This window comes from Fundicoccus sp. Sow4_H7, from assembly GCF_052115865.1.
Taxonomy (GTDB): domain Bacteria; phylum Bacillota; class Bacilli; order Lactobacillales; family Aerococcaceae; genus Fundicoccus_A.
Genome location: NZ_JBQKME010000011.1, coordinates 13,379 through 32,919 on the forward strand (window position 1 = coordinate 13,379; position 19,541 = coordinate 32,919).

Here is a 19,541-nt window from a genome sequence, read left to right on the forward strand (position 1 = left end):
CATTGTCCTAAGAAAAAGCAAAAAGAACATTCAGAATCGCAAACTTTCATCCAACCAGTTAGCTTTTCTAAATGTTCAATTTAGGCTAAAAATTTTAGTTATTTAAAATTTCGTCTTCTTTTACTTTGGTTATTTTTTCAATTTCTGCAATAAAGTCATCGGTTATTTTTTGGATATCGCGTTCGTAATCGCGAACATCATCCGTCGTTAATTCATTATTTTTTTCCATCTTTTTAGCTGTATCAAGAATATCACGTCGGATATTACGGACAGCAATTTTAGCATTTTCTTGTTCTTTACCAACAACTTTAACTAATTCTTCACGACGTTCTTTTGTTAAAGCTGGGATAACAAGTCGAATAACATTGCCATCGTTGGATGGATTAATCCCAATATCACTTTGTAAAATAGCTTTTTCAATATCGCTAAGACTATTTTTATCATAAGGAGTAACCAGTAACATGCGCGCTTCTGGAATTGTGATACTTGCTAATTGGTTTAATGGTGTCGGAATCCCATAATATAAAACATTCACGCGGTCTAATACACTTGCGTTAGCAACGCCTGCACGGATTGTTCCTAATTCTCTTTGATACGCCTCGACTGATTTTTCCATTCTCGAACGAGCGTCTTTTAACAAATTATCTGATGCCATTTTTGTAAATCCTCCTGTGAAATACATTTATACTTAATATTATAACATAAGACATATTCTTACGATAGCCATTAGAAAAATTGTGACTATTACAAAAAAATTTTTAAAACTACTTGCATCTTGAAAATATTTTGCTAAAATAAAACTGATTTAAAAGAAAGACCTCTTTCGAATAAATCACTAAGCTTTGAATTACCTAGAGTAGATAATACTTTTAATGGCCATACGGACAGCCAGGGTCAATGCCGACTTAGCGATATTCGTATCGTGTTGTTATGGATGAAAATCCAGAAGTTTTTGTAAGTTTTTACTTACTTAGATGCATTCATGGAGTCTCATGAATAGTCAACACACTCATATAGAGGATTTACTTTCTTTTATGCGCAGAGAGAAAGTATATAGATGATTGATTATTTTTTTAACTCCTATCTTATAGGAGTTTTTTTGATTTTATGAATAAATCACCATCATAGGAGGTATCACATGAAGAAAAATATCTTTATAAAAAAATTATTTGTTTCCCTAACTACTCTCTCTCTTTTACCTGTAACTAGAATTTTTGCACAAGAATCTGAATCAACATTTGAAAACATTAACCAGTCATACTTAGAAGTGATTGACACAAGCTATGGTTATAATATTGCCATTGAGTTAGGAAAATTTGGCACACATGAAAGCCTAGGCTATCGTCCTGCAGGATCACAAGCAGAACATGATGCAGCAGAGTATTTATTTAATGAAATGGAATCGTTAGGATTGGCTAACGTTTCTAAAGACGTTTTCTCAGTAGATGCATGGACTTTTGAAAAAGCAGATTTAAGCTTTACTGATGTTGATGGCAATGAATACCAAGCCATGTTAGGCGGCTATCAAGTTAATTTTAATACAGAAGGTCCAAAAGAATTTGACATTATTTATGCTGGCAAAGGGACAGAAGCAGAATTAGCTGAATTAGATATCGAAGGGAAATTTTTACTAGTAGACATTAATCAAAGAGAAGAATGGTGGGTAACCTACCCGGCGCTACAAGCAAAATATAAAGGAGCAGCTGGTGTTATCGTTGTCCAAGAAGCTAGCTTTGGAGAAATTAGTCCTGATTCATTAAATGCTAATGATTTTTGTGGGCCAGATGATGCACCTGCTTTTTCAATGTCACAAACTGATGCTAATGCGTTAAAAGAAGTATTAGCAGCCAACGATAATCAAACAACCATAACATTAGATGCTGTTTCTACGGTAGACCAAGATGCAGAAGCTTATAATATTATTGGAGAAATTCCAGGTAAAAATACCGAAGAATCAATTATTATTTCAGCGCATTACGATGCTTATTTTGAGGGCTTCCAAGACAATAGTATTGCAGTCGGTTTAATGCTAGGTATTGCAAAAGCAATGTTAGACAGTGATTATCAACCTGAACGTAATATTATTTTCTTTGCAGTAGCTGCTGAAGAATGGGGAGCAGTTGATACTCGTTACGACTGGTCAAACGGGGCTTACAACCAATTATTCAGTATTCGTCCTGAATGGCAAGATCAAGCAATGTTTAATATTAACTTTGAAATGCCGGCGGTTGATTTCTATGACCACCATCAATTACTAACCGTTACTGAAATGACACCATTTATTCAAACTTTTATTGATCAGTTACCAGAACTCAATGAAGCTTCAGCTAAAGGAGTTGAAATTGTTAGTCCATTAACCACCTGGGCAGATGACTGGTCATTCTCAATTGCAGGTATTCCTTCTGTGCGTAATGATTTTACTGATGCAGACTTTGGTATCACCACTTATCATACTGAATTTGATAACAAAGAAACCTATGACGAAACTATTTTTGAATTTAACCATATGTTATACGGATTGTTAGCTTTACACTATGACCGTACAGCCGTTTTACCTGTTGATTTCAATCAAACATTAAACCTTATGGAAGCATCTATTCAATCAGATGTTTATCAAGATTTTTCTAATGATGAAAATAAAGTTCAAGCATCTGTTGATGATTTGCGTCCATTAATTGATGAATTAAACACCCTAGTTTCAACTCAAAATGAAGCTTATTATCAAGCCTTAAATAATCAACAGTTAGATGAAGCACAAACCATCTACAATGAAACACGAGAATTAAACAAGGGGATTAAATCAATTTACCGTTATGTTCAAGATAATTTTGCTAAATTAACTTGGGAAGATGTTCAAAAATTTCCACATGAATTAGCTGCTAGCAATTTGGAAAACTTGATCCAAAGTAAAACAGCCTTAGAAGATAGCAATCCAAATGTAGCTTTAGATGACCATTTATGGTTAGTTGACAATAACTGGTATGCCTATCATTTTAGCCGTGAAGTTTATGACCATACAACCAATTATGTCATGGAACAAGATGATGAACGTCTGTTCTGGGGTGCTGGTCGTGTCGTAGGACACCTTGATTTATATGATTTAATCAAACAATTACAGCAAAAAGCGAATGATTCAGAAGCTGATTTTTCAGCAGAAATCAACACATTGGATGAAGCAATCACAAGCCAAACTTCACTTTTACAAGAGCTCGTTCAAAAAGAAGTAACCGACTTAGAAACAATTAAAACCATGGTTTCAGAACTTTTGAACTAAAATAAATATCCCTGAAGCAAACGAAATGTGTGCTTTAGGGATATTTTTTATTTGATGGGAAAGTTATAAAATCGATTCAACTCCGCAAAAGTTTCACCCACTGGTGCTTCAATATACAAATCAACATTCAATTGATCAACCGCTAATTTTTCAGTATTAATAATAACAACGCGTCGACCTTTAAACTCATAAATCAGTCGATTGGCTGGAAAAACCGTTAATGAAGTTCCAGCTATTATGAGTAAATCTGATTTTTGAATGGTTGTTTTTGTTTTTTCTAAGTTCTCTGGTTGAACATTTTCACCAAAAAATACAACACCTGGCCTTACAATCCCATTATCGACGTAACATCGAGGCACATTATCTTTATCTCTTTGAAGCTCACTCGGTAAATAAACACGTTGACAATCCATGCAATACCAAGAACGTCCACTTCCATGTAACTCAAGTACCCAGCGGTGGCCTGCTCTTTGGTGTAAACCATCCACATTTTGTGTAATGACCCGGATATCATGCCCACTCTTTTCAAATTCAGCTAACATTTTATGTGCTAGATTCGGTTCAATGATACGTCGTTCAGGTTCTGGTCGATTAAAAAATTCTACCGGATTACTTTGTATATATCGACGATTCATAATCTTTTTGGGATCTTGTCGATTCTCTTCCATTTTGGTGTAGGTTCCTTCACTTGAGCGATAGTCCGGTATACCTGATTCAGTCGAAACACCTGCTCCTCCAAAAAAAGTAATAATCTTTGCTTCTTCAATATATTGTTGCAATCGCTTAAGATGTTTCTCTTTCAAATTTACCCTCCTTTCTCTGCTTCAAATAATAGCTAATCATTCTAATTATAGCCTAGACACAATGTAATGACATCTTTTCGGATTTGAGCATCAAAAAAGGAATTAATCCAAAGTTGAATTAATTCCAATATTTATTAATGACCTTGAACGATAGTACCAATACTTTCACCTAGAACGACACGTTTAATGTTACCAGGTTGGTTTAAATTGAAGACAATTAATGGAATATCATTATCCATACTCAATGAGCTAGCGGTTGAATCCATCACTTTTAATCCTTTAGCAATCACGTCCATATGGCTTAAGTTATCATATTTTACTGCATTAGCATCTAATTTTGGATCAGCATTATAAACACCATCAACATTATTTTTTGCCATTAAGATAACATCTGCATCAATTTCAGCCGCTCTAAGAGCTGCTGTCGTATCGGTCGTAAAGTAAGGATTTCCGGTACCACCAGCAAAAATGACCACACGTTTCTTTTCTAAATGTCTAATGGCACGACGGCGAATAAATGGTTCTGCAATTTGACGCATGTCAACTGAAGTTTGGACACGTGTAGGAACATCGTTGTTCTCAAGAACATCTTGTAAAGCTAAAGCATTCATTACAGTTGCCAACATGCCCATATAATCAGCTTGTGCCCGTTCCATCCCCATCTCTTCACCAATGGTACCACGCCAAATGTTTCCACCACCAACAACGATTGCAATTTCAACGCCTAATTGATAAATTTCTTTGATTTCAGCAACCATTTCTTTGATGACAGTAGGGTTAATCCCAAATCCTTCTTCACCGGCCATAGCTTCACCAGATAATTTTAAAATAATGCGTTTGTATTTAATTTCTTCCATGTCGCTCACTCCTTTGTGTAAATTATGCTTTAAAAAAGCCCCGAAAGGGGCTTAAATTTATCTATTATTTTTTCATTTGAGCGGCTACTTCATCAGCAAAGCTTTCAGAACGTTTTTCCATTCCTTCGCCAACTTCATAACGAACGAATTTCTTAACTTTACCATTGTTTGAGCCTACATACTGAGCGACAGTTTGATCTGCATCTTTAACAAATGGTTGATCGTTTAATGAGATTTCAGATAAGTATTTATTCATACGACCTTTAATCATTTTTTCAACGATATTTGCTGGTTTACCTTCGTTTAAAGCAATTTCAGTTTGGATTTTTTCTTCGTGAGCATATTCTTCGTCTGAAACTTCAGAACGGTCTACATAGCGTGGGTTGATAGCTGCAACGTGCATCGCAACGTCTTTAGCTTTTTCTTCATCAGTATCACCTTCAACTAATGTAAGAACTCCAATACGTCCACCCATGTGTGAATACTCACCAAAAGCATCTGCATCAGATTTTTCAAGGATTTCAAAACGACGTAATGATAATTTTTCACCAATTACGTTTGTTGCTTCTGAAATAATGGTTGAAATTGATTTTCCTTCAACTTCCATTGCTAACGCATCTTCTAAAGTTGCAGGTTTACCTGCAGCAATTGCTTTAACAACATCTGCTACTAATTGTTGGAATTTCTCGTTTTTAGAAACAAAGTCTGTCTCAGAGTTCATTTCGATGATTGCAGCTGTATTACCATCTACATGGCTAGCGGTCATACCTTCTGCAGCAATACGGTCTGCTTTTTTAGCAGCACTTGCTAAACCTTTTTCACGTAAGTAGTCAATTGCTTTATCTTGATCGCCATCTACTTCTACTAAGGCTTTTTTAGCATCCATCATACCAACACCAGTGATATCACGTAATTCTTTTACCATTTTTGCAGTAACTTTAGTCATATTATTGCATCCTCCTTGGTATTTCTCTCTTTAAAAAACTGTCCTAAGTCAGTGGCCAGACTTTTTGAGCCTATGGTTAATCTGAATTAAGACAGTTGACTTATTAAATATACAATATTGTTAATAGTTTAGTGAAGAATTAAGCTTCTGTGATCTCTTCTTCTTCAGTTTCGTTTACTTCAAATAAGTTATCAAAAAATTCTGTATCTGTTACTTCATCTTCTGATTCACTTGCACCTTGATTTGATTCAATAATTGCATCTGCCATTGCAGTTGTAATTAATTTAATCGCACGAATCGCATCATCATTTGAAGGGATAACTACATCAATTTCATCAGGATCACAGTTAGTATCCACCATCGCTACGATAGGGATATTCAATTTGTGTGCTTCTTGAACAGCAATGCGTTCTTTTCTTGGATCTACAATGAAAATAACATCAGGAATTCTTGGCATATCTTTAATTCCGCCAAGGAATTTTTCTAGACGTTCTTGTTCTTTGCGGATTTCTAAAACTTCTTTTTTAGGTAGAACATCAAATGTTCCATCTTCTGCCATTTTTTCGATATTTTTTAGGCGTTTAATACGTCCTTGGATAGTATCCCAGTTAGTTAATAATCCACCTAACCAACGATGGTTAATGTAGTATTGACCTGCACGTTTAGCTTGTTCTTCAATCGCTTGTTGTGCTTGTTTTTTAGTACCAACAAACAATACAACACCTTTGTTAGCTGATGCTTCACGCATATAATTATATGCTTCATCAACTAATTTTACTGTTTTTTGTAAGTCAATAATGTAGATACCGTTACGTTCAGTAAAGATATATTTTTTCATTTTTGGGTTCCAGCGACGTGTTTGGTGTCCGAAATGTACACCAGCTTCTAACAATTGTTTCATTGAAATAACTGCCATGTTTTTTTCCTCCATTTGGTTTTAAATTTTCCTCCGATTATTTCATATAACATTTAGACTCCCGTGAGAAAGCACCCTAAACCTTATCCATAATCGTGTGAATTTGGTTTTTACACCGTTTATAATTGTACATGATTTTTATACGGTTGGCAAGAGCTAACTTTTGATGTTTATGAGTGGGGATTTCCGTTTTAATTGTTACTTAAATACCCCAATCTTTTATTCTCAATTTCTACTTTTATCATCTTGCTTTGTTAGCTAATTTCTTCAGTTGTCAAATCGAGTTCTTCAGCTAAAACAGCTAACAAACCATCAACGAATGCCTCAACTATTTGTAATTGGAATAACAACAAACTCGTTCTGCGCACAAGAAAATCACCTACATCATATACAGCTTCTTCTTCAATACAGTAGATTAAGGCAAGAACTAGATGCAAAGGCAAGCGATATTTATTTAAGTAGTCATTGGCTTTATCTAGATTCTTCAACAAAGCAGATGTATTGCTACCAAACAATTTCACTAGCCACATTGCTTCTTCATTCGCTAAATCCAGTGATTTTAATAGTTCTAATTGCTCATTGATTACTTGGTGATAATCCTCAACTTCAAATTCACCGCCTGAGACTTTTAATGTTGCTGAATCAATAGCAGGGATATTTATTTGATGGTTTAACAGTTGTTCTCTAACAGCTTCCATCACTTCAGTGGCCATTTGGCGAAAATCAGTGAGTTTTCCACCCGCAATCGTAATCATGCCCGAAGGACTGATGCTCAACTGGCTCCCTCTAGATAAATTCGACGGACTGTTATTTTGCTTAAATAAATTCATCTGCAACAAGCTTTGTTCAATTTCAGTACGTGTTTTACGATTTTCTCGATAAGCTGCAAATAATTCATCAAGCGCATTAAAGTTTTCATCATCCACACTTTGACGATGGTTACCATTATAGTCAACGTCTGCGTTTCCTAGAAGCGGACGCAAACCTGCCCAAGAACTTTCAATGTCATTCAACGTAATCCTTGCTTCTGGAAAACGTGTATTGATTATATTAATCAGATAGTCAGCATCTTCTTGAGTTGGTAAAGGTTGGCTTAAATCACCTTGATAATCGGTATCCGTCGTCCCAAAATAAGTCTTACCCCCTTGAGGTAGAACGAAAAGCATCCGTCCGTCTCCTAAGCCGGTATCAAAATAGACTGGTTGTTTCACAGGCAACTTCTCTTGGCTAACGACCAAATGCACCCCTTTTGTTAACCGCATTTGTTCAGGCGTATGATCAACATCATCCAGTTTACGAACAAGATCACTCCAAGGACCAGTTGCATTCACCACAACTTTAGATCTAACAATAAATATCTCTTTTGTTAACTGGTCTTCCACTTTCACGCCATTAATCCGTTCGTCTTTATATACAACATCTATCGCTTTTACATAACTTGCCAAAACGGCTTGGTTTTTGTGGGCCGATTTCAAATGTTCAATGACCAAACGACTATCATTATTGCGGTAGTCTAAATATAGGCCACCACCTATTAATTTATCGTGATTAATATTAGGCAGTAAATCTATCGTTTCTTCTCGGCTTAAAACACGATGTTGCCATTGTCCATCTTTGACTCCTGCGAGATTATCATACAGCTCCATTGCTGTTTCAATTTCTAGCATGGAAAAGGGTGCACCAGCTTCGTCATAAATTGGCATGACCATCATCGATGGAATTGGAATGTGTGGGGCAATTTGTTGTATAACAGCCCGTTCTTTAACCGTTTCGGATACAACATCAATATCAAACTGTTTTAAATAGCGAATTCCGCCATGAACCAATTTTGTAGAACGGCTGCTTGTTCCTTCTGAAAAATCTTGCATTTCAATCAGAGCTGTTTTTAGTCCACTTGCACTTGCTTGGTGTGCAATTCCAGCTCCGGTAATTCCTCCACCAATGATTAAAACATCAAACTCTGTAGCTTTTAAACCTTCAATTGTTTCAACTCGCTGCTTTAGTGAAAAACCCATCCATTAATCTCCTTATTCTGATTGATCATCTTGTACTAACTGAGCATAAAATTCGGTCGCTTTAACGGCTCTCTTCCAACCTTTGATTAATTTTTCACGGTCTATATCTGTCATTTTCGATTCATATTTATCACCGGTAGACACAAATCGCAATAAATCTTCACGGTCTTTCCAAAATCCAATCCCTAATCCGGCTAAATAAGCTGCACCTAGTGACGTTGTTTCTAAATTTTTTGCCCGTGTTAATTTTACTCCCGTTATATCGGCTTGAAATTGCATTAAAAATTCATTCATTGAAGCCCCGCCATCGACACGTAACTCCTTTATTTCTATTTCAGAATCTAAACGCATGGTATCAATAATATCATTTACTTGATAAGCAATTGATTGTAAGGTCGCCTTAGCCAAATCCGCTTTGCTTGTTCCTCTGGTCAGACCAAATAAGGAACCGCGAGCATTTGAATTCCAATATGGTGCTCCTAATCCAGTAAAAGCAGGGACTAGATACACTTGGTCCGTATTACCAGAATGCAAGGCTAAAACTTCAGTTTCCGCCGAATCTTTAATTAATTCTAAACCGTCTCTAAGCCATTGAACCGCACTGCCCGCTACAAAAATCGAACCTTCTAACGCATAAGTGACTTCTCCGTTAATCACATAGGCAATCGTCGTTAATAAATTATGTTGAGATAAATAAATATCTGAACCTAAATTCGCAATAATAAATGACCCTGTTCCATAAGTACTCTTAACCATACCCGGTTCAAAGGCTAGCTGTCCAAACAAAGCAGCTTGTTGGTCGCCTGCCATAGCAGTAATAGGGATTTCATAATCAAAAAACAGATAACTTTTTGTCTTACCTAAATATTCCGAACTTGATTTTACTTCTGGCATCATCGAGCGAGGGATATTTAGTATATTTAAAATATCTTGATCCCAATCTAAAGTATGAATATTAAATAACATCGTCCGCGAAGCGTTGGTGTAATCCGTATTATGAACCTCACCACCTGTTAATTTAAATAATAGCCAGCTATCAATCGTTCCAAAAATTAAATCTCCCGCTTCTGCCTGAGCTTGTGCACCTTCTACATGATCTAAAATCCAACGAATTTTAGTCGCTGAAAAGTAAGCATCAATAACTAAACCTGTTTTATTTTGTATCAGTTCTTGATGCCCCTCTTTAATTAATAGATCAGCAATAGCTGCTGTTTGTCGAGACTGCCAAACAATCGCATTATAAATTGGTTTTCCTGTATGTCGATTCCATACAACCGTTGTCTCCCGTTGATTGGTTATACCAATAGCCAAAATTTGTTTGGGATGAATTTCACTATCAATAAATGCCCCTGCAATCACTTGTTGAACATTATTCCAAATTAGATTTGGATCATGTTCAACCCAGCCAGCTTGAGGATAAAATTGCTTGAACTCTGCTTGACTTTTTCCAACAATCTGTCCATCATGATTGACAATGATAGCGCGCGAACTTGTTGTCCCTTGATCAATTGACATAATGTATTTCTCTGATAAGTTTTTCAAGGCTTCACTCCTCTACTATTTTATGGTTTAATGAGCTTATTACAATGGACGATGGAGGTTTATATGGCAACACTCTTTAATTATCTTCTACGATATAGCGATAAATCATTTGATGAAATGTATTTAAATGAAATTGATGTTCTCTTACTTAATGAATTAAGTTACTTTCCTTTTGACAATTATGTCACCCAAGCCTTTGACCTTGAACAAGCCTTTGGTTTAAGTAAATTATACCAAGTCATTGGACCTAGCTTACCAAGGATGCACCAATTTCAAACCATGATTTTAACTAAATACCGTATTGAATTATTTCAAATAATGGCAAACTCGCCTCGTTATTCTAATATTAAACTGTATGCCTTTCATAATCAAATATCATTAGACATTGAACTACAATTTTCTGCCTTATGTTTTGATATTCCCAATCACTACACACTTGTTTCTTTTAGAGGAACAGACGATTCCATTATTGGGTGGAAAGAAGATGCCTACATGGCTTTTCAACCAACAATCCCTGCACAACAAATGGCTGCTAACTATTTAAACTTAATGCCCACTCAACAAGATAAACCATTAATTCTAAGTGGACATTCGAAAGGCGGCAATCTTGTGGTATTTGCTGCTTCAAAAGCCAAAACTGAATTACAAGAACACATCCAAATCATCTTTTCCTTTGATGGTCCCGGCTTTCAGCCTTTGATTAATATCTCAGAAGATATGCATTTAATAGAAGACCGAGTTGTTCATATTATTCCCGAAGATAGTATCGTCGGCAGAATGTTAGAATATAATATCCCTCCTGTCATCATAAAAAGTAGAAAGACAGCTTTTTCTCAGCATGAACCAATTAATTGGGTTATAGAAGATAATCATTTTCAAGTTATTGAAAAAACTTCTGATTTTAGTCAGCTAGTCGATTTATCCATTAAAGCATGGACAGCCGAGCTAAGTCCTTCTGAAATGAAAGAGTTTGTAGATATTTCGTTTGATTTAATCGATTTAACGAAAATCAAACATCTTGAAGAAATTAATCAAAATAAACTTGGCTTTTTCCGTCATTTACGCTCTCAAATTCATAATTTAGATGAAGACTCTCGCCAAATGATTAAACAAGTCTCATTACGCCTGATACAAATTTTTCGAGACATGTTCAAAGAATACCGCAATGAATCGTTACTCACTATAAAAGACCAAGTCGAACAATGGTTTAAGATAACATAAAAAAAGTCTGGAAAAAGAAGGTGTGTGCTTTATATGTTTGATAGTTGAAGTTCTGAGGGGCATTAAGAACTTTTATTGTCTGTGAACGAAACTCTTCAACAACATTAAAACTCGTTTATGTATGTCAACGGAATGGTTCACTGACATTAAAAACGGTTATTGTATGTGAATGGAACTCTTCAACGACATTAAAACTCGTTTATGTATGTGAACGGAACTCTTCAACGACATTAAAACTCGTTTATGTATGTGAATGGAACTCTTCAACGACATTAAAACTCATTTATGTATGTGAATGGAACTCTTCACTGACTTTAAAACTGGTAATTGTATTTTTTTATCTATTTAGTTGGCAATTAGACAGTTTGCTCGCCAAATTCGTCTAATCAGATGGCAATCGGACGGATTTGTGCACCAATTTCGTCTAATCAGATGGCGTTCGGACGGATTTGACCACCAATTTCGTCTAATCAGATGGCGTTCGGACGGATTTGACCACCAATTTCGTCTAATCAGATGGCGTTCAGACGGATTTGACCACCAATTTCGTCTAATCAGATGGCGTTCAGACGGATTTGTGCACCAATTTCGTCTAATCAGATGGCAATCGGACGGATTGGCACACCAATTTCGTCTAATCAGATGGCGTTCGGACGGATTTGACCACCAATTTCGTCTAATCAGATAGCGTTCGGACGGATTTGTGCACCAATTTCGTCTAATCAGATGGCGTTCGGACGGATTTGTGCACCAATTTCGTCTGATCAGATGGCGTTCGGACGGATTTGAGCACCAATTTCGTCTAATCAGATGGCAATCGGACGGATTAGATAGTCAATTTCGTCACTTTCGTCTATTTAGGTCCTAAATAAACAGTTGGACATGATAAGAGTCAACTTGTTACACTAGTCAACTCTTATATAGAGGATTAGGGACTACGCAACTTATTCAATTTACATAAATTTTTGGACTTGATCGGCAAAAACTCCTTAACCAAATAGCGTTAAACAAAAACACCTTAAATCCTATATAAACAGGGTTTCAAGGTGTTTTTAAATAAAGATTATTTACTTACAAAAGCTAGATTTTACTTTTCTTTACAGCTCTTGGATGATCCATGATTTCACCAATAATTATTCCTTGACGTAAAGTCATGGGATTAATCATTTGATAATGTCTGCGCCGTCTTCTTCCCTTAACTGGCTTTGAAGGAGTTTCCAACGGCATGATACCATCATCTACGACAAAGAAATCAGGTTCTTCTTCTTCCATCTCATTATAATAAGCTTCTACTTCATTGAGCTCTGTTTCAAAATCTCTTGAGTCATAATCAAAATCATCTAATGAATCAAAAGAAGTTTCAGTAGACAGCGATGAAGGTAAATAAGCATCATCCATGGACATTTTCGCTGGCTGCTTTTGTTTAACCTTTTGTTCATTGCGTCTGGTTCTTTTCTTCTTAGGTCTTTCATTATTCCGATTTTGCATTTCTTCTTGAACTTCATTAAGTGATATCGTCAACCGTTCTGCTAAGGCTGATTTTTGACGTTTTTCACTTTGATTGAGATTAGACTCCCAGCTTTGGACAGAAGTGGTTTTGTTTTTTGGTGATCTTTGACGCGCTTCTTTACGGGTCACAACAGGCGTTTTTCGGTTTCTTCCAATCAAGGAACTAATGATGGCTCGAAAGCCGACAAAAAACATCAGAAATATTAAATAGATTAGAAATTCCAATTGCTCACCCCTTTACATTTTTTTTGAGGCGACTTGACTTAATTCTTGTTGGCCATTAATTTAAAATTATTTTACTCTAATTCTTCACCATTTGTTTGTGGAGAATCTTTTGCTATTGAATCGCGCATGGCTGTATCAGACTTAATATTTTCTAAATTATAGTAGTCTAATACACCTAAGTTACCTCTTCTAAATGCTTCAGCTAAAGCTAATGGTACTTCTGATTCTGCTTCAACAACTTTGGCACGCATTCTTTGTACTTCTGCGATCATTTCTTGTTCTTGTGCAACCGCAAATGCACGACGCTCTTCGGCCTTAGCTTGAGCGATTTTCTTATCTGCTACCGCTTGATCAGCTTGTAATTTCGCACCAATATTTCGACCGACATCAACGTCCGCAATATCAATCGATAGGATTTCAAAGGCTGTACCTGAGTCAAGACCTTTTCTTAAAATCGTTTGCGAGATAGAATCTGGATTTTCCAAAACTTCAGTATGATATTTGGCGCTACCTACTGTGGTAACAATCCCTTCACCAACACGGGCAATAATTGTTTCCTCACCTGCACCACCGACTAGACGTTCAATGTTAGCGCGCACGGTAACTTTCGCTTTGGCTTTTACTTCAATACCATTCATCGCGACCCCTGCAATAATAGGCGTTTCAATAACTTTTGGGTTAACTGAGAATTGAACAGCTTCAAAAACATTACGTCCCGCTAAGTCAATCGCTGCAGCTTGTTCAAATTCTAAATCAATATTAGCTCTTTGGGCTGCAATCAACGCGTCAATTACTAGATTGATATTCCCACCCGCTAAATAGTGAGCTTCCAGTTGATCGGTACTAATGACTAAGCCAGCTTTAGTTGCTTTTATCAATGGATTAACAATATGCGATGGAGTTACACGACGTAATCGCATCCCAACTAGATTCCCGATACTCACTTTAGCACCTGAGAAGTAAGCTGTAATCCACAAGCCGACAGGTACGAAACGGAAAAATAATATAATTAAGATTAAAACAACGATCGCTATTATTACAGCAGGTATAATGTTAAAATCAGAAAATGAACTTGAACTAGAATATGAGTTTGAAAACATATTATCCCTCTTTTCTTACATAAATTTTTGATCCTTGTACTCGCTCAACATAAATAGGAGTGTTTGCTGGAATCATATCTTCATTACTAATAACTTCAAAAAATTCATCATTGAAATTTGCGCGTCCAACAGGTCTTAATGATGTAACTGTTACCCCATTTTGATTAACCAAGTAATCTAAAGTCTTACTACTTGTATAACCACTTTCAGTATTCATGGAGGTATTTAAAACAAACTGCGGGCTTAATTGCAACTCCCTACCTAAAGCTAGATTAAGTGCTCCAACAATGAAAATTGATGCTAAAAGCGCAATGGTTGCGATTAAAACGGAGATAAAATCAATGTGAATCAAATATAAAGACGTCACAATAACTACAAAACCAGCTATTCCTGTTATACCAAAATCTGGCACATAAAATTCGACAACAATTAATACAATCCCAAGGACAAAAAGTAAATAAATTAGCCAATTATCTGCTGGAAGACCAAAATACGCTCCAAATGTTATGAGACTGAGTCCAACATAAATGATCGAATATTTAGAAAATGCAGCTGTTGTAATAATAGCTGCTCCTAACATCAGAATAGCAATATTCAAAAACATTTTAACTCCCCCTTTCTACTTCCATTATACCATTACCGTACTTTCTAACATAGAAATAATTGAAATATCAGTCAAAAGTATGATTGTTCTATAAACCTCATTATTTGTTATAAATCCGCATTTTTCTTAGCTAAAAAACTAGCTTTTGTTTTTTCTGCTTTTTCTTCACGTCGATTCATATCAAATTTCATTAATTTATAAATAGTTGCTCCCAATGGCACTCCGATTAACATTCCTGGAATCCCCATAACTCCTCCACCGATGGTTACTGCAATTAATACCCATAAGCCTGGTAAACCTAATGAATTTCCAACGACTTTTGGATAAATAATATTTCCTTCTATTTGTTGTACAATAATAATAAATAATAAAAACATGAAAGCTTGTGTAGGCGATTGAACAATAATCAGTATAAAACCAATTGCCCCTGATAAATAAGCTCCAATTAAAGGTATTAAAGCCGTCACACCTGTCAGCACACCGATCATCGCTGCATATGGCATTTGGAAAATCCACATACCTATTGTAACCATTGAACCTAAAATAAATGCTTCCATTACTTCACCTGTAATAAAATGCTCGAATGATTCATCCGCAACAGATATCACATAGAAAAATTTATTATAGAACGATTCAGAGAAATAAATTCGGATAACGCGTTTAAATTGCGCACCAAGTGTTTCCTTTGAAAACAAAACATAGATTGCAATCATTAGTGATAACAAACCGTTCACAATAAATGAGAATAACGAACCTACTGTTGACAGGGTTGAACCGACTAAGCTGGTTGAAATATTATTCAGTACATTCACAATATTTCGGACCATATTCGACCAATTAATATCTAAGGCATCAATAATCCCATTTAATTGCGGGAAATACTCGCTATATTCATTCGCCCAATCTTCTATTGCTGTAATTAAAACAGGGATGGAGTCAATTAAACCTAAAATAACAGAAACTAACTGTGGTATGATAATACCTGAAATAATGACCAAAACAGTTAAAATTGTGATGATCGCTAATAAAATACTCATTGGCCGACGAAGTTTAATGAGTGTTTGATTTTTTGTTTTAGGAAACCATATTTTCTCAAATCGCATCATTAAAATATTCAGTATATAAGCCAAAACACCACCAATGACTAATGGTAAAGCTACCCTCCAAGCCATCTGTAAAAAGCTTACAACGGTAGTCCAATTTAGGACAGCTAAAAATAATAGCGCTACAAAAACAGTATAACTAATAATCTTTTTATCCTTGTCTGTCATTACTCACTTCCTCTCTAGTGTGCTAATTATAGCATTGACTATAAAAGATTTAAAATAAATTGGTCAGTGATATTTAATTAGAGTAAGATTTCATTTAACTTTCATATCATCTTTAAAGTATCTATAATAGTGTATAACTATGTTTGGAAGTAGGAGAACAAGATGTCAACCATTCTCAAAATGTATTTAACCTTGATGCCGGTTATTTTTGCAGGCATTGCCAATATGGTGTTTTGTAAAAGTGATTTATTTCAATCTTTAGCTTTTCCGATGGATCGTGGAAAAATATTTCTGGACGGAAAAAGACTACTAGGTGATAACAAGACCTGGAAAGGTTTCATAGGAATGATTGCTTTTGGAATAATCTTTCAAATTTTATGGTCATTGCTCTTTCAGCTTATACCACAATTGAATCAATGGCACTATATTTATCCTATTTACGGAAATTATTTTAAACTAAACCTTTATTTAGGATTTTTGTTAGGTTTAGCTTATGTTCTTTTTGAACTTCCCAATAGTTTTATCAAAAGACGTTTAGATATTCCACCTGGGAAAAGTAGCGCTCAAAAGTTTTTAAAAGTGATATTTATTGGGGTGGATCAAGCTGATTCATTAATTGGATGTACACTAGTGATTGCATGTTTTGCTCCATTGACAGTGATTGAATTGTTAGGTTTTATCTTTTTTGGTTCCCTAACTCACCTAATCATTAATAGCTTTCTGTTTTATTTTAAATTAAGACGTAATCGATTTTAGTAAAGGAGGTCTGGACATGATATCAGAATTAAAGCATATTAAGAAACAGGATTCTTTGTTTGGTGGTAAGGTGAACGGACTGGTTCGTTTGCAACAATTAGGCTTTGAAGTGCCGAACGGACTTGTAATGGATGCAGACTTACTAAATGATTATCTATTACAAGCTTTCCCTAATTTTCCAGATGATATTCACCAATACATAGAGCTAGACCCGTCTGAAACCCTAGCACAGCTTGATGCTGTTGCTTTCCCTAATAATATCATCACTGCAATTAATACTTTTTTTGATAAAAATAAAGTTTACATTGTTCGTTCTAGTGGATTATTGGAAGATGGATTAAAAACATCTTTTGCTGGCATCTTTGATTCAATCAGTGATTGTCATTCCCTTGAAGAAATTATGAGTGCCATCAGACAATGCTTAGTTTCTTTGTTCAAAGCTGAAGTCATACAGTATTTCCAAAATAATCGACTTCCTTTTGACCAATTAAAAATGGCGGTTATTATACAAGAACAAATACAAGCAGACATTTCAGGTGTCGCATTTTCAATGAACCCTGTCCAAAACACTGACCAAGAGATGATGATTGAATACATCCACGGATCAAATGAACAATTAGTTCAAGGAAAAGTAACACCTAAAAAAATCAGCTTACTTTGGAACATAATAAATATCCCTACAATTTTTGATTTTCCAATAGAAAAACTCGAAGAACTGCATCAAGTCGTATTAAAACTCAATCAAAATTTTGGTTACCCTATTGATATAGAATTTTGCATTCATGCCGATACTTTATATTTATTACAAGTACGTCCTATCTCTAGCATTTCGTCCATTGTTCCAGAAGGAAGTTGGACTAATGCAAATTTCCGGGACGGAGGTGTAGCTGCTCAACCGATTCCTAATTTAATGTGGTCACTTTACTATGCTTCATGGCAAAAATCACTGAGTTCATTTTTCATTGATAACCAACTTTTAAAGGAAGAAGATGTGCCTGAATTAATGTTGCGTCAGTATGCCTATCCCTATTGGAATATTGGCATTGTGAAATCTGTCATGCAACATATTCCTGGTTTTATTGAAAAAGAATTTGATGAAGAATTAGGAGTACAAAAAAATTACTTGGGTGATGGCAGAAAAAGTTCGATTTCTTTAAGTAGTTTATGGTATAGCATTAAAGTAGCATTCCAATTGAATCAAACAACCAAGCGACATTTTAAGGCTGCCGAGTCAATAAGGGCAGATTTATTGGACAGTTATAGCCTTCATTTAGAGGCCATCAACGCATTATCGGATAAGTCTCCTCGCGAAGCCATTGAACTACTTTGGATCACATTGATTGAAGATGCATATATGGAAGCTGAAAGCACTTATTTTAAGCAAGTATTTATTAATACCGTGCAGTTATCGATGAAAAAGAATTCTCTACTGAAAGTTTTAACGACTGAGCAGTTATTTCAGTTACTAAGTCATATTGGCAATATTTCTCATACAAAGCCAATTGATGCTTTACAAGCTATTCTTCACATCATCCAAGATAACGAAGTTCTTTTAAAGGATTGGAAAAATTGTTCTCCAGAAGAACTTATAAAATGGTTTTCGAGTCATCCTGAACATTCTTTAACACAAGTCTTATTAAATTTTCAAAATGAATTTGGCTATCATTCTCAACGTGAATTATATTTGCTTGAACCATCCTATAGCGAATCTTTAAAACCAATCATTGAAATGATTCAGTGGTATATATCAAATCCAACTAGTCTAGATTTAGAATTGCAAGCAGCTTTCGATCAATCAGACATAAAGCAAATCCTAGAAACGATGGTCAAACCATCAAAAATAAATAAAATCCAAAAGCAAATAATGTATTTACGTCATATGATGTGGTGGCGTGAAGAATTTAAAGATATTTCAACCCGTTATTACCATTTAATTCGTCAAATCAGCTTGAAATTAGGTCAGCGATATCAGTCATTGGGCTACATTAATGACAAAAATGACTTATTCTTTGCCACAAAAGAGAGCACTATTTCCTTTATTAAAAATGCCATCTCCATTGAAGATTTGCAAAGAGAAATAGCCTACAATCAACTATATACCCAGTCCTATCGTCACTTTCAACCTGCAGGCGATCTATTTGAATCGATTCAAACGCCGCACGATAGTGGTAAATTGACCTTAAGTGGCTTAGGTGCAAGTAATGGAATTGTCACTGGAAAAGTTAAAGTCTTGAAGGATGTGAGTGATATCCATTCTTTAGAAGCAGGCGATATTTTAGTAACCACTTTTACGGACACCGGTTGGTCGTATGCCTTTAGTATGATTGCAGGTTTAATTACTGAAACAGGTGGTGTCTTATGTCACGCTTCTATTGTTGCTCGTGAATTTGATATTCCAGGGATTGTTGCTGCAACTGGCGCTTGTTCCCAACTTAAAACAGGCATGACCATTACTATGAATGGAAGTAATGGTGAAATTATTATTCATAATTAAGTAGGTGA

Annotated in this window: 15 protein-coding genes; 4 read left to right on the top strand and 11 right to left on the bottom strand. The window is 35.5% G+C overall.

Annotated elements, in window-relative coordinates; translation table 11 throughout:
- Window positions 1-94 precede the first annotated feature (94 nt).
- Complete coding sequence (frr, locus tag ACTQ54_RS09965; RefSeq protein WP_441756467.1) at window positions 95-655, bottom strand: ribosome recycling factor; 561 nt, start codon at window positions 653-655, stop codon at window positions 95-97.
- A gap of 483 nt (window positions 656-1,138) precedes the next feature.
- On the opposite strand from frr, the gene ACTQ54_RS09970 reads away from it, so the two are divergent.
- Window positions 1,139-3,274, top strand: coding sequence for a M28 family peptidase (locus tag ACTQ54_RS09970; RefSeq protein ID WP_441756469.1), 2,136 nt, complete (start codon window positions 1,139-1,141; stop codon window positions 3,272-3,274).
- 47 nt (window positions 3,275-3,321) lie between these two features.
- On the opposite strand, the gene ACTQ54_RS09975 is transcribed toward ACTQ54_RS09970, so the two are convergent.
- From ACTQ54_RS09975 to glpK, 6 genes are all read right to left on the bottom strand, one after another.
- A complete protein-coding gene (locus tag ACTQ54_RS09975) occupies window positions 3,322-4,077 on the bottom strand; it encodes an NAD-dependent protein deacylase (RefSeq protein WP_441756471.1) in 756 nt (251 codons plus the stop codon).
- Window positions 4,078-4,211: 134 nt separating this feature from the next.
- Window positions 4,212-4,934, bottom strand: coding sequence for a UMP kinase (gene pyrH, locus ACTQ54_RS09980; protein ID WP_441756473.1), 723 nt, complete (start codon window positions 4,932-4,934; stop codon window positions 4,212-4,214).
- A 64-nt stretch (window positions 4,935-4,998) separates the two neighbouring features.
- Entirely contained in the window at window positions 4,999-5,880 is an 882-nt protein-coding gene (gene tsf, locus ACTQ54_RS09985) for a translation elongation factor Ts (protein ID WP_441756475.1), read from the bottom strand.
- 139 nt (window positions 5,881-6,019) lie between these two features.
- The gene (gene rpsB, locus ACTQ54_RS09990; protein ID WP_441756476.1) at window positions 6,020-6,796 is read right to left on the bottom strand and encodes a 30S ribosomal protein S2; all 777 of its coding nucleotides are present in this window, start codon (window positions 6,794-6,796) and stop codon (window positions 6,020-6,022) included.
- A gap of 254 nt (window positions 6,797-7,050) precedes the next feature.
- Window positions 7,051-8,811, bottom strand: coding sequence for an FAD-dependent oxidoreductase (locus tag ACTQ54_RS09995; RefSeq protein WP_441756478.1), 1,761 nt, complete (start codon window positions 8,809-8,811; stop codon window positions 7,051-7,053).
- Window positions 8,812-8,823: 12 nt separating this feature from the next.
- Window positions 8,824-10,326: a glycerol kinase GlpK gene (gene glpK, locus ACTQ54_RS10000; RefSeq protein ID WP_441756577.1), complete on the bottom strand. Its 1,503-nt coding sequence runs from the start codon at window positions 10,324-10,326 to the stop codon at window positions 8,824-8,826.
- Window positions 10,327-10,416: 90 nt separating this feature from the next.
- Between glpK and ACTQ54_RS10005 the strand changes: the two genes are divergently transcribed.
- Complete coding sequence (locus tag ACTQ54_RS10005; RefSeq protein ID WP_441756480.1) at window positions 10,417-11,574, top strand: Mbeg1-like protein; 1,158 nt, start codon at window positions 10,417-10,419, stop codon at window positions 11,572-11,574.
- Between the two features lie 1,080 nt (window positions 11,575-12,654).
- Here ACTQ54_RS10005 and ACTQ54_RS10010 read toward each other — a convergent pair.
- From ACTQ54_RS10010 to ACTQ54_RS10025, 4 genes are all read right to left on the bottom strand, one after another.
- Entirely contained in the window at window positions 12,655-13,308 is a 654-nt protein-coding gene (locus ACTQ54_RS10010) for a hypothetical protein (protein ID WP_441756482.1), read from the bottom strand.
- 71 nt (window positions 13,309-13,379) lie between these two features.
- Window positions 13,380-14,408 (bottom strand): flotillin-like protein FloA, encoded by a 1,029-nt coding sequence (gene floA, locus ACTQ54_RS10015; protein WP_441756483.1) that lies wholly within the window; start codon window positions 14,406-14,408, stop codon window positions 13,380-13,382.
- Window position 14,409: 1 nt separating this feature from the next.
- On the bottom strand, window positions 14,410-15,012 hold the full coding sequence (locus tag ACTQ54_RS10020; RefSeq protein WP_441756485.1) for an NfeD family protein: 603 nt from the start codon (window positions 15,010-15,012) through the stop codon (window positions 14,410-14,412).
- Window positions 15,013-15,119: 107 nt separating this feature from the next.
- Window positions 15,120-16,283 carry an AI-2E family transporter gene (locus ACTQ54_RS10025; protein WP_441756487.1) on the bottom strand — a complete coding sequence of 388 codons (1,164 nt, stop codon included), beginning with the start codon at window positions 16,281-16,283 and terminating at the stop codon, window positions 15,120-15,122.
- Window positions 16,284-16,445: 162 nt separating this feature from the next.
- Between ACTQ54_RS10025 and ACTQ54_RS10030 the strand changes: the two genes are divergently transcribed.
- Entirely contained in the window at window positions 16,446-17,039 is a 594-nt protein-coding gene (locus ACTQ54_RS10030; protein WP_441756489.1) for a CDP-archaeol synthase, read from the top strand.
- Between the two features lie 16 nt (window positions 17,040-17,055).
- Window positions 17,056-19,533 (top strand): PEP/pyruvate-binding domain-containing protein, encoded by a 2,478-nt coding sequence (locus ACTQ54_RS10035; protein ID WP_441756491.1) that lies wholly within the window; start codon window positions 17,056-17,058, stop codon window positions 19,531-19,533.
- Window positions 19,534-19,541: the final 8 nt, after the last annotated feature.

Bases quoted from the DNA above. Each gene is read 5' to 3' on its own strand.
- frr (WP_441756467.1), bottom strand. From the start codon at position 655: ATGGCATCAGATAATTTGTTAAAAGACGCTCGTTCGAGAATGGAAAAA.
- ACTQ54_RS09970 (WP_441756469.1), top strand. From the start codon at position 1,139: ATGAAGAAAAATATCTTTATAAAAAAATTATTTGTTTCCCTAACTACT.
- pyrH (WP_441756473.1), bottom strand. From the start codon at position 4,934: ATGGAAGAAATTAAATACAAACGCATTATTTTAAAATTATCTGGTGAA.
- tsf (WP_441756475.1), bottom strand. From the start codon at position 5,880: ATGACTAAAGTTACTGCAAAAATGGTAAAAGAATTACGTGATATCACT.
- rpsB (WP_441756476.1), bottom strand. From the start codon at position 6,796: ATGGCAGTTATTTCAATGAAACAATTGTTAGAAGCTGGTGTACATTTC.
- ACTQ54_RS09995 (WP_441756478.1), bottom strand. From the start codon at position 8,811: ATGGGTTTTTCACTAAAGCAGCGAGTTGAAACAATTGAAGGTTTAAAA.
- glpK (WP_441756577.1), bottom strand. From the start codon at position 10,326: ATGTCAATTGATCAAGGGACAACAAGTTCGCGCGCTATCATTGTCAAT.
- ACTQ54_RS10005 (WP_441756480.1), top strand. From the start codon at position 10,417: ATGGCAACACTCTTTAATTATCTTCTACGATATAGCGATAAATCATTT.
- floA (WP_441756483.1), bottom strand. From the start codon at position 14,408: ATGTTTTCAAACTCATATTCTAGTTCAAGTTCATTTTCTGATTTTAAC.
- ACTQ54_RS10020 (WP_441756485.1), bottom strand. From the start codon at position 15,012: ATGTTTTTGAATATTGCTATTCTGATGTTAGGAGCAGCTATTATTACA.
- ACTQ54_RS10025 (WP_441756487.1), bottom strand. From the start codon at position 16,283: ATGACAGACAAGGATAAAAAGATTATTAGTTATACTGTTTTTGTAGCG.
- ACTQ54_RS10030 (WP_441756489.1), top strand. From the start codon at position 16,446: ATGTCAACCATTCTCAAAATGTATTTAACCTTGATGCCGGTTATTTTT.
- ACTQ54_RS10035 (WP_441756491.1), top strand. From the start codon at position 17,056: ATGATATCAGAATTAAAGCATATTAAGAAACAGGATTCTTTGTTTGGT.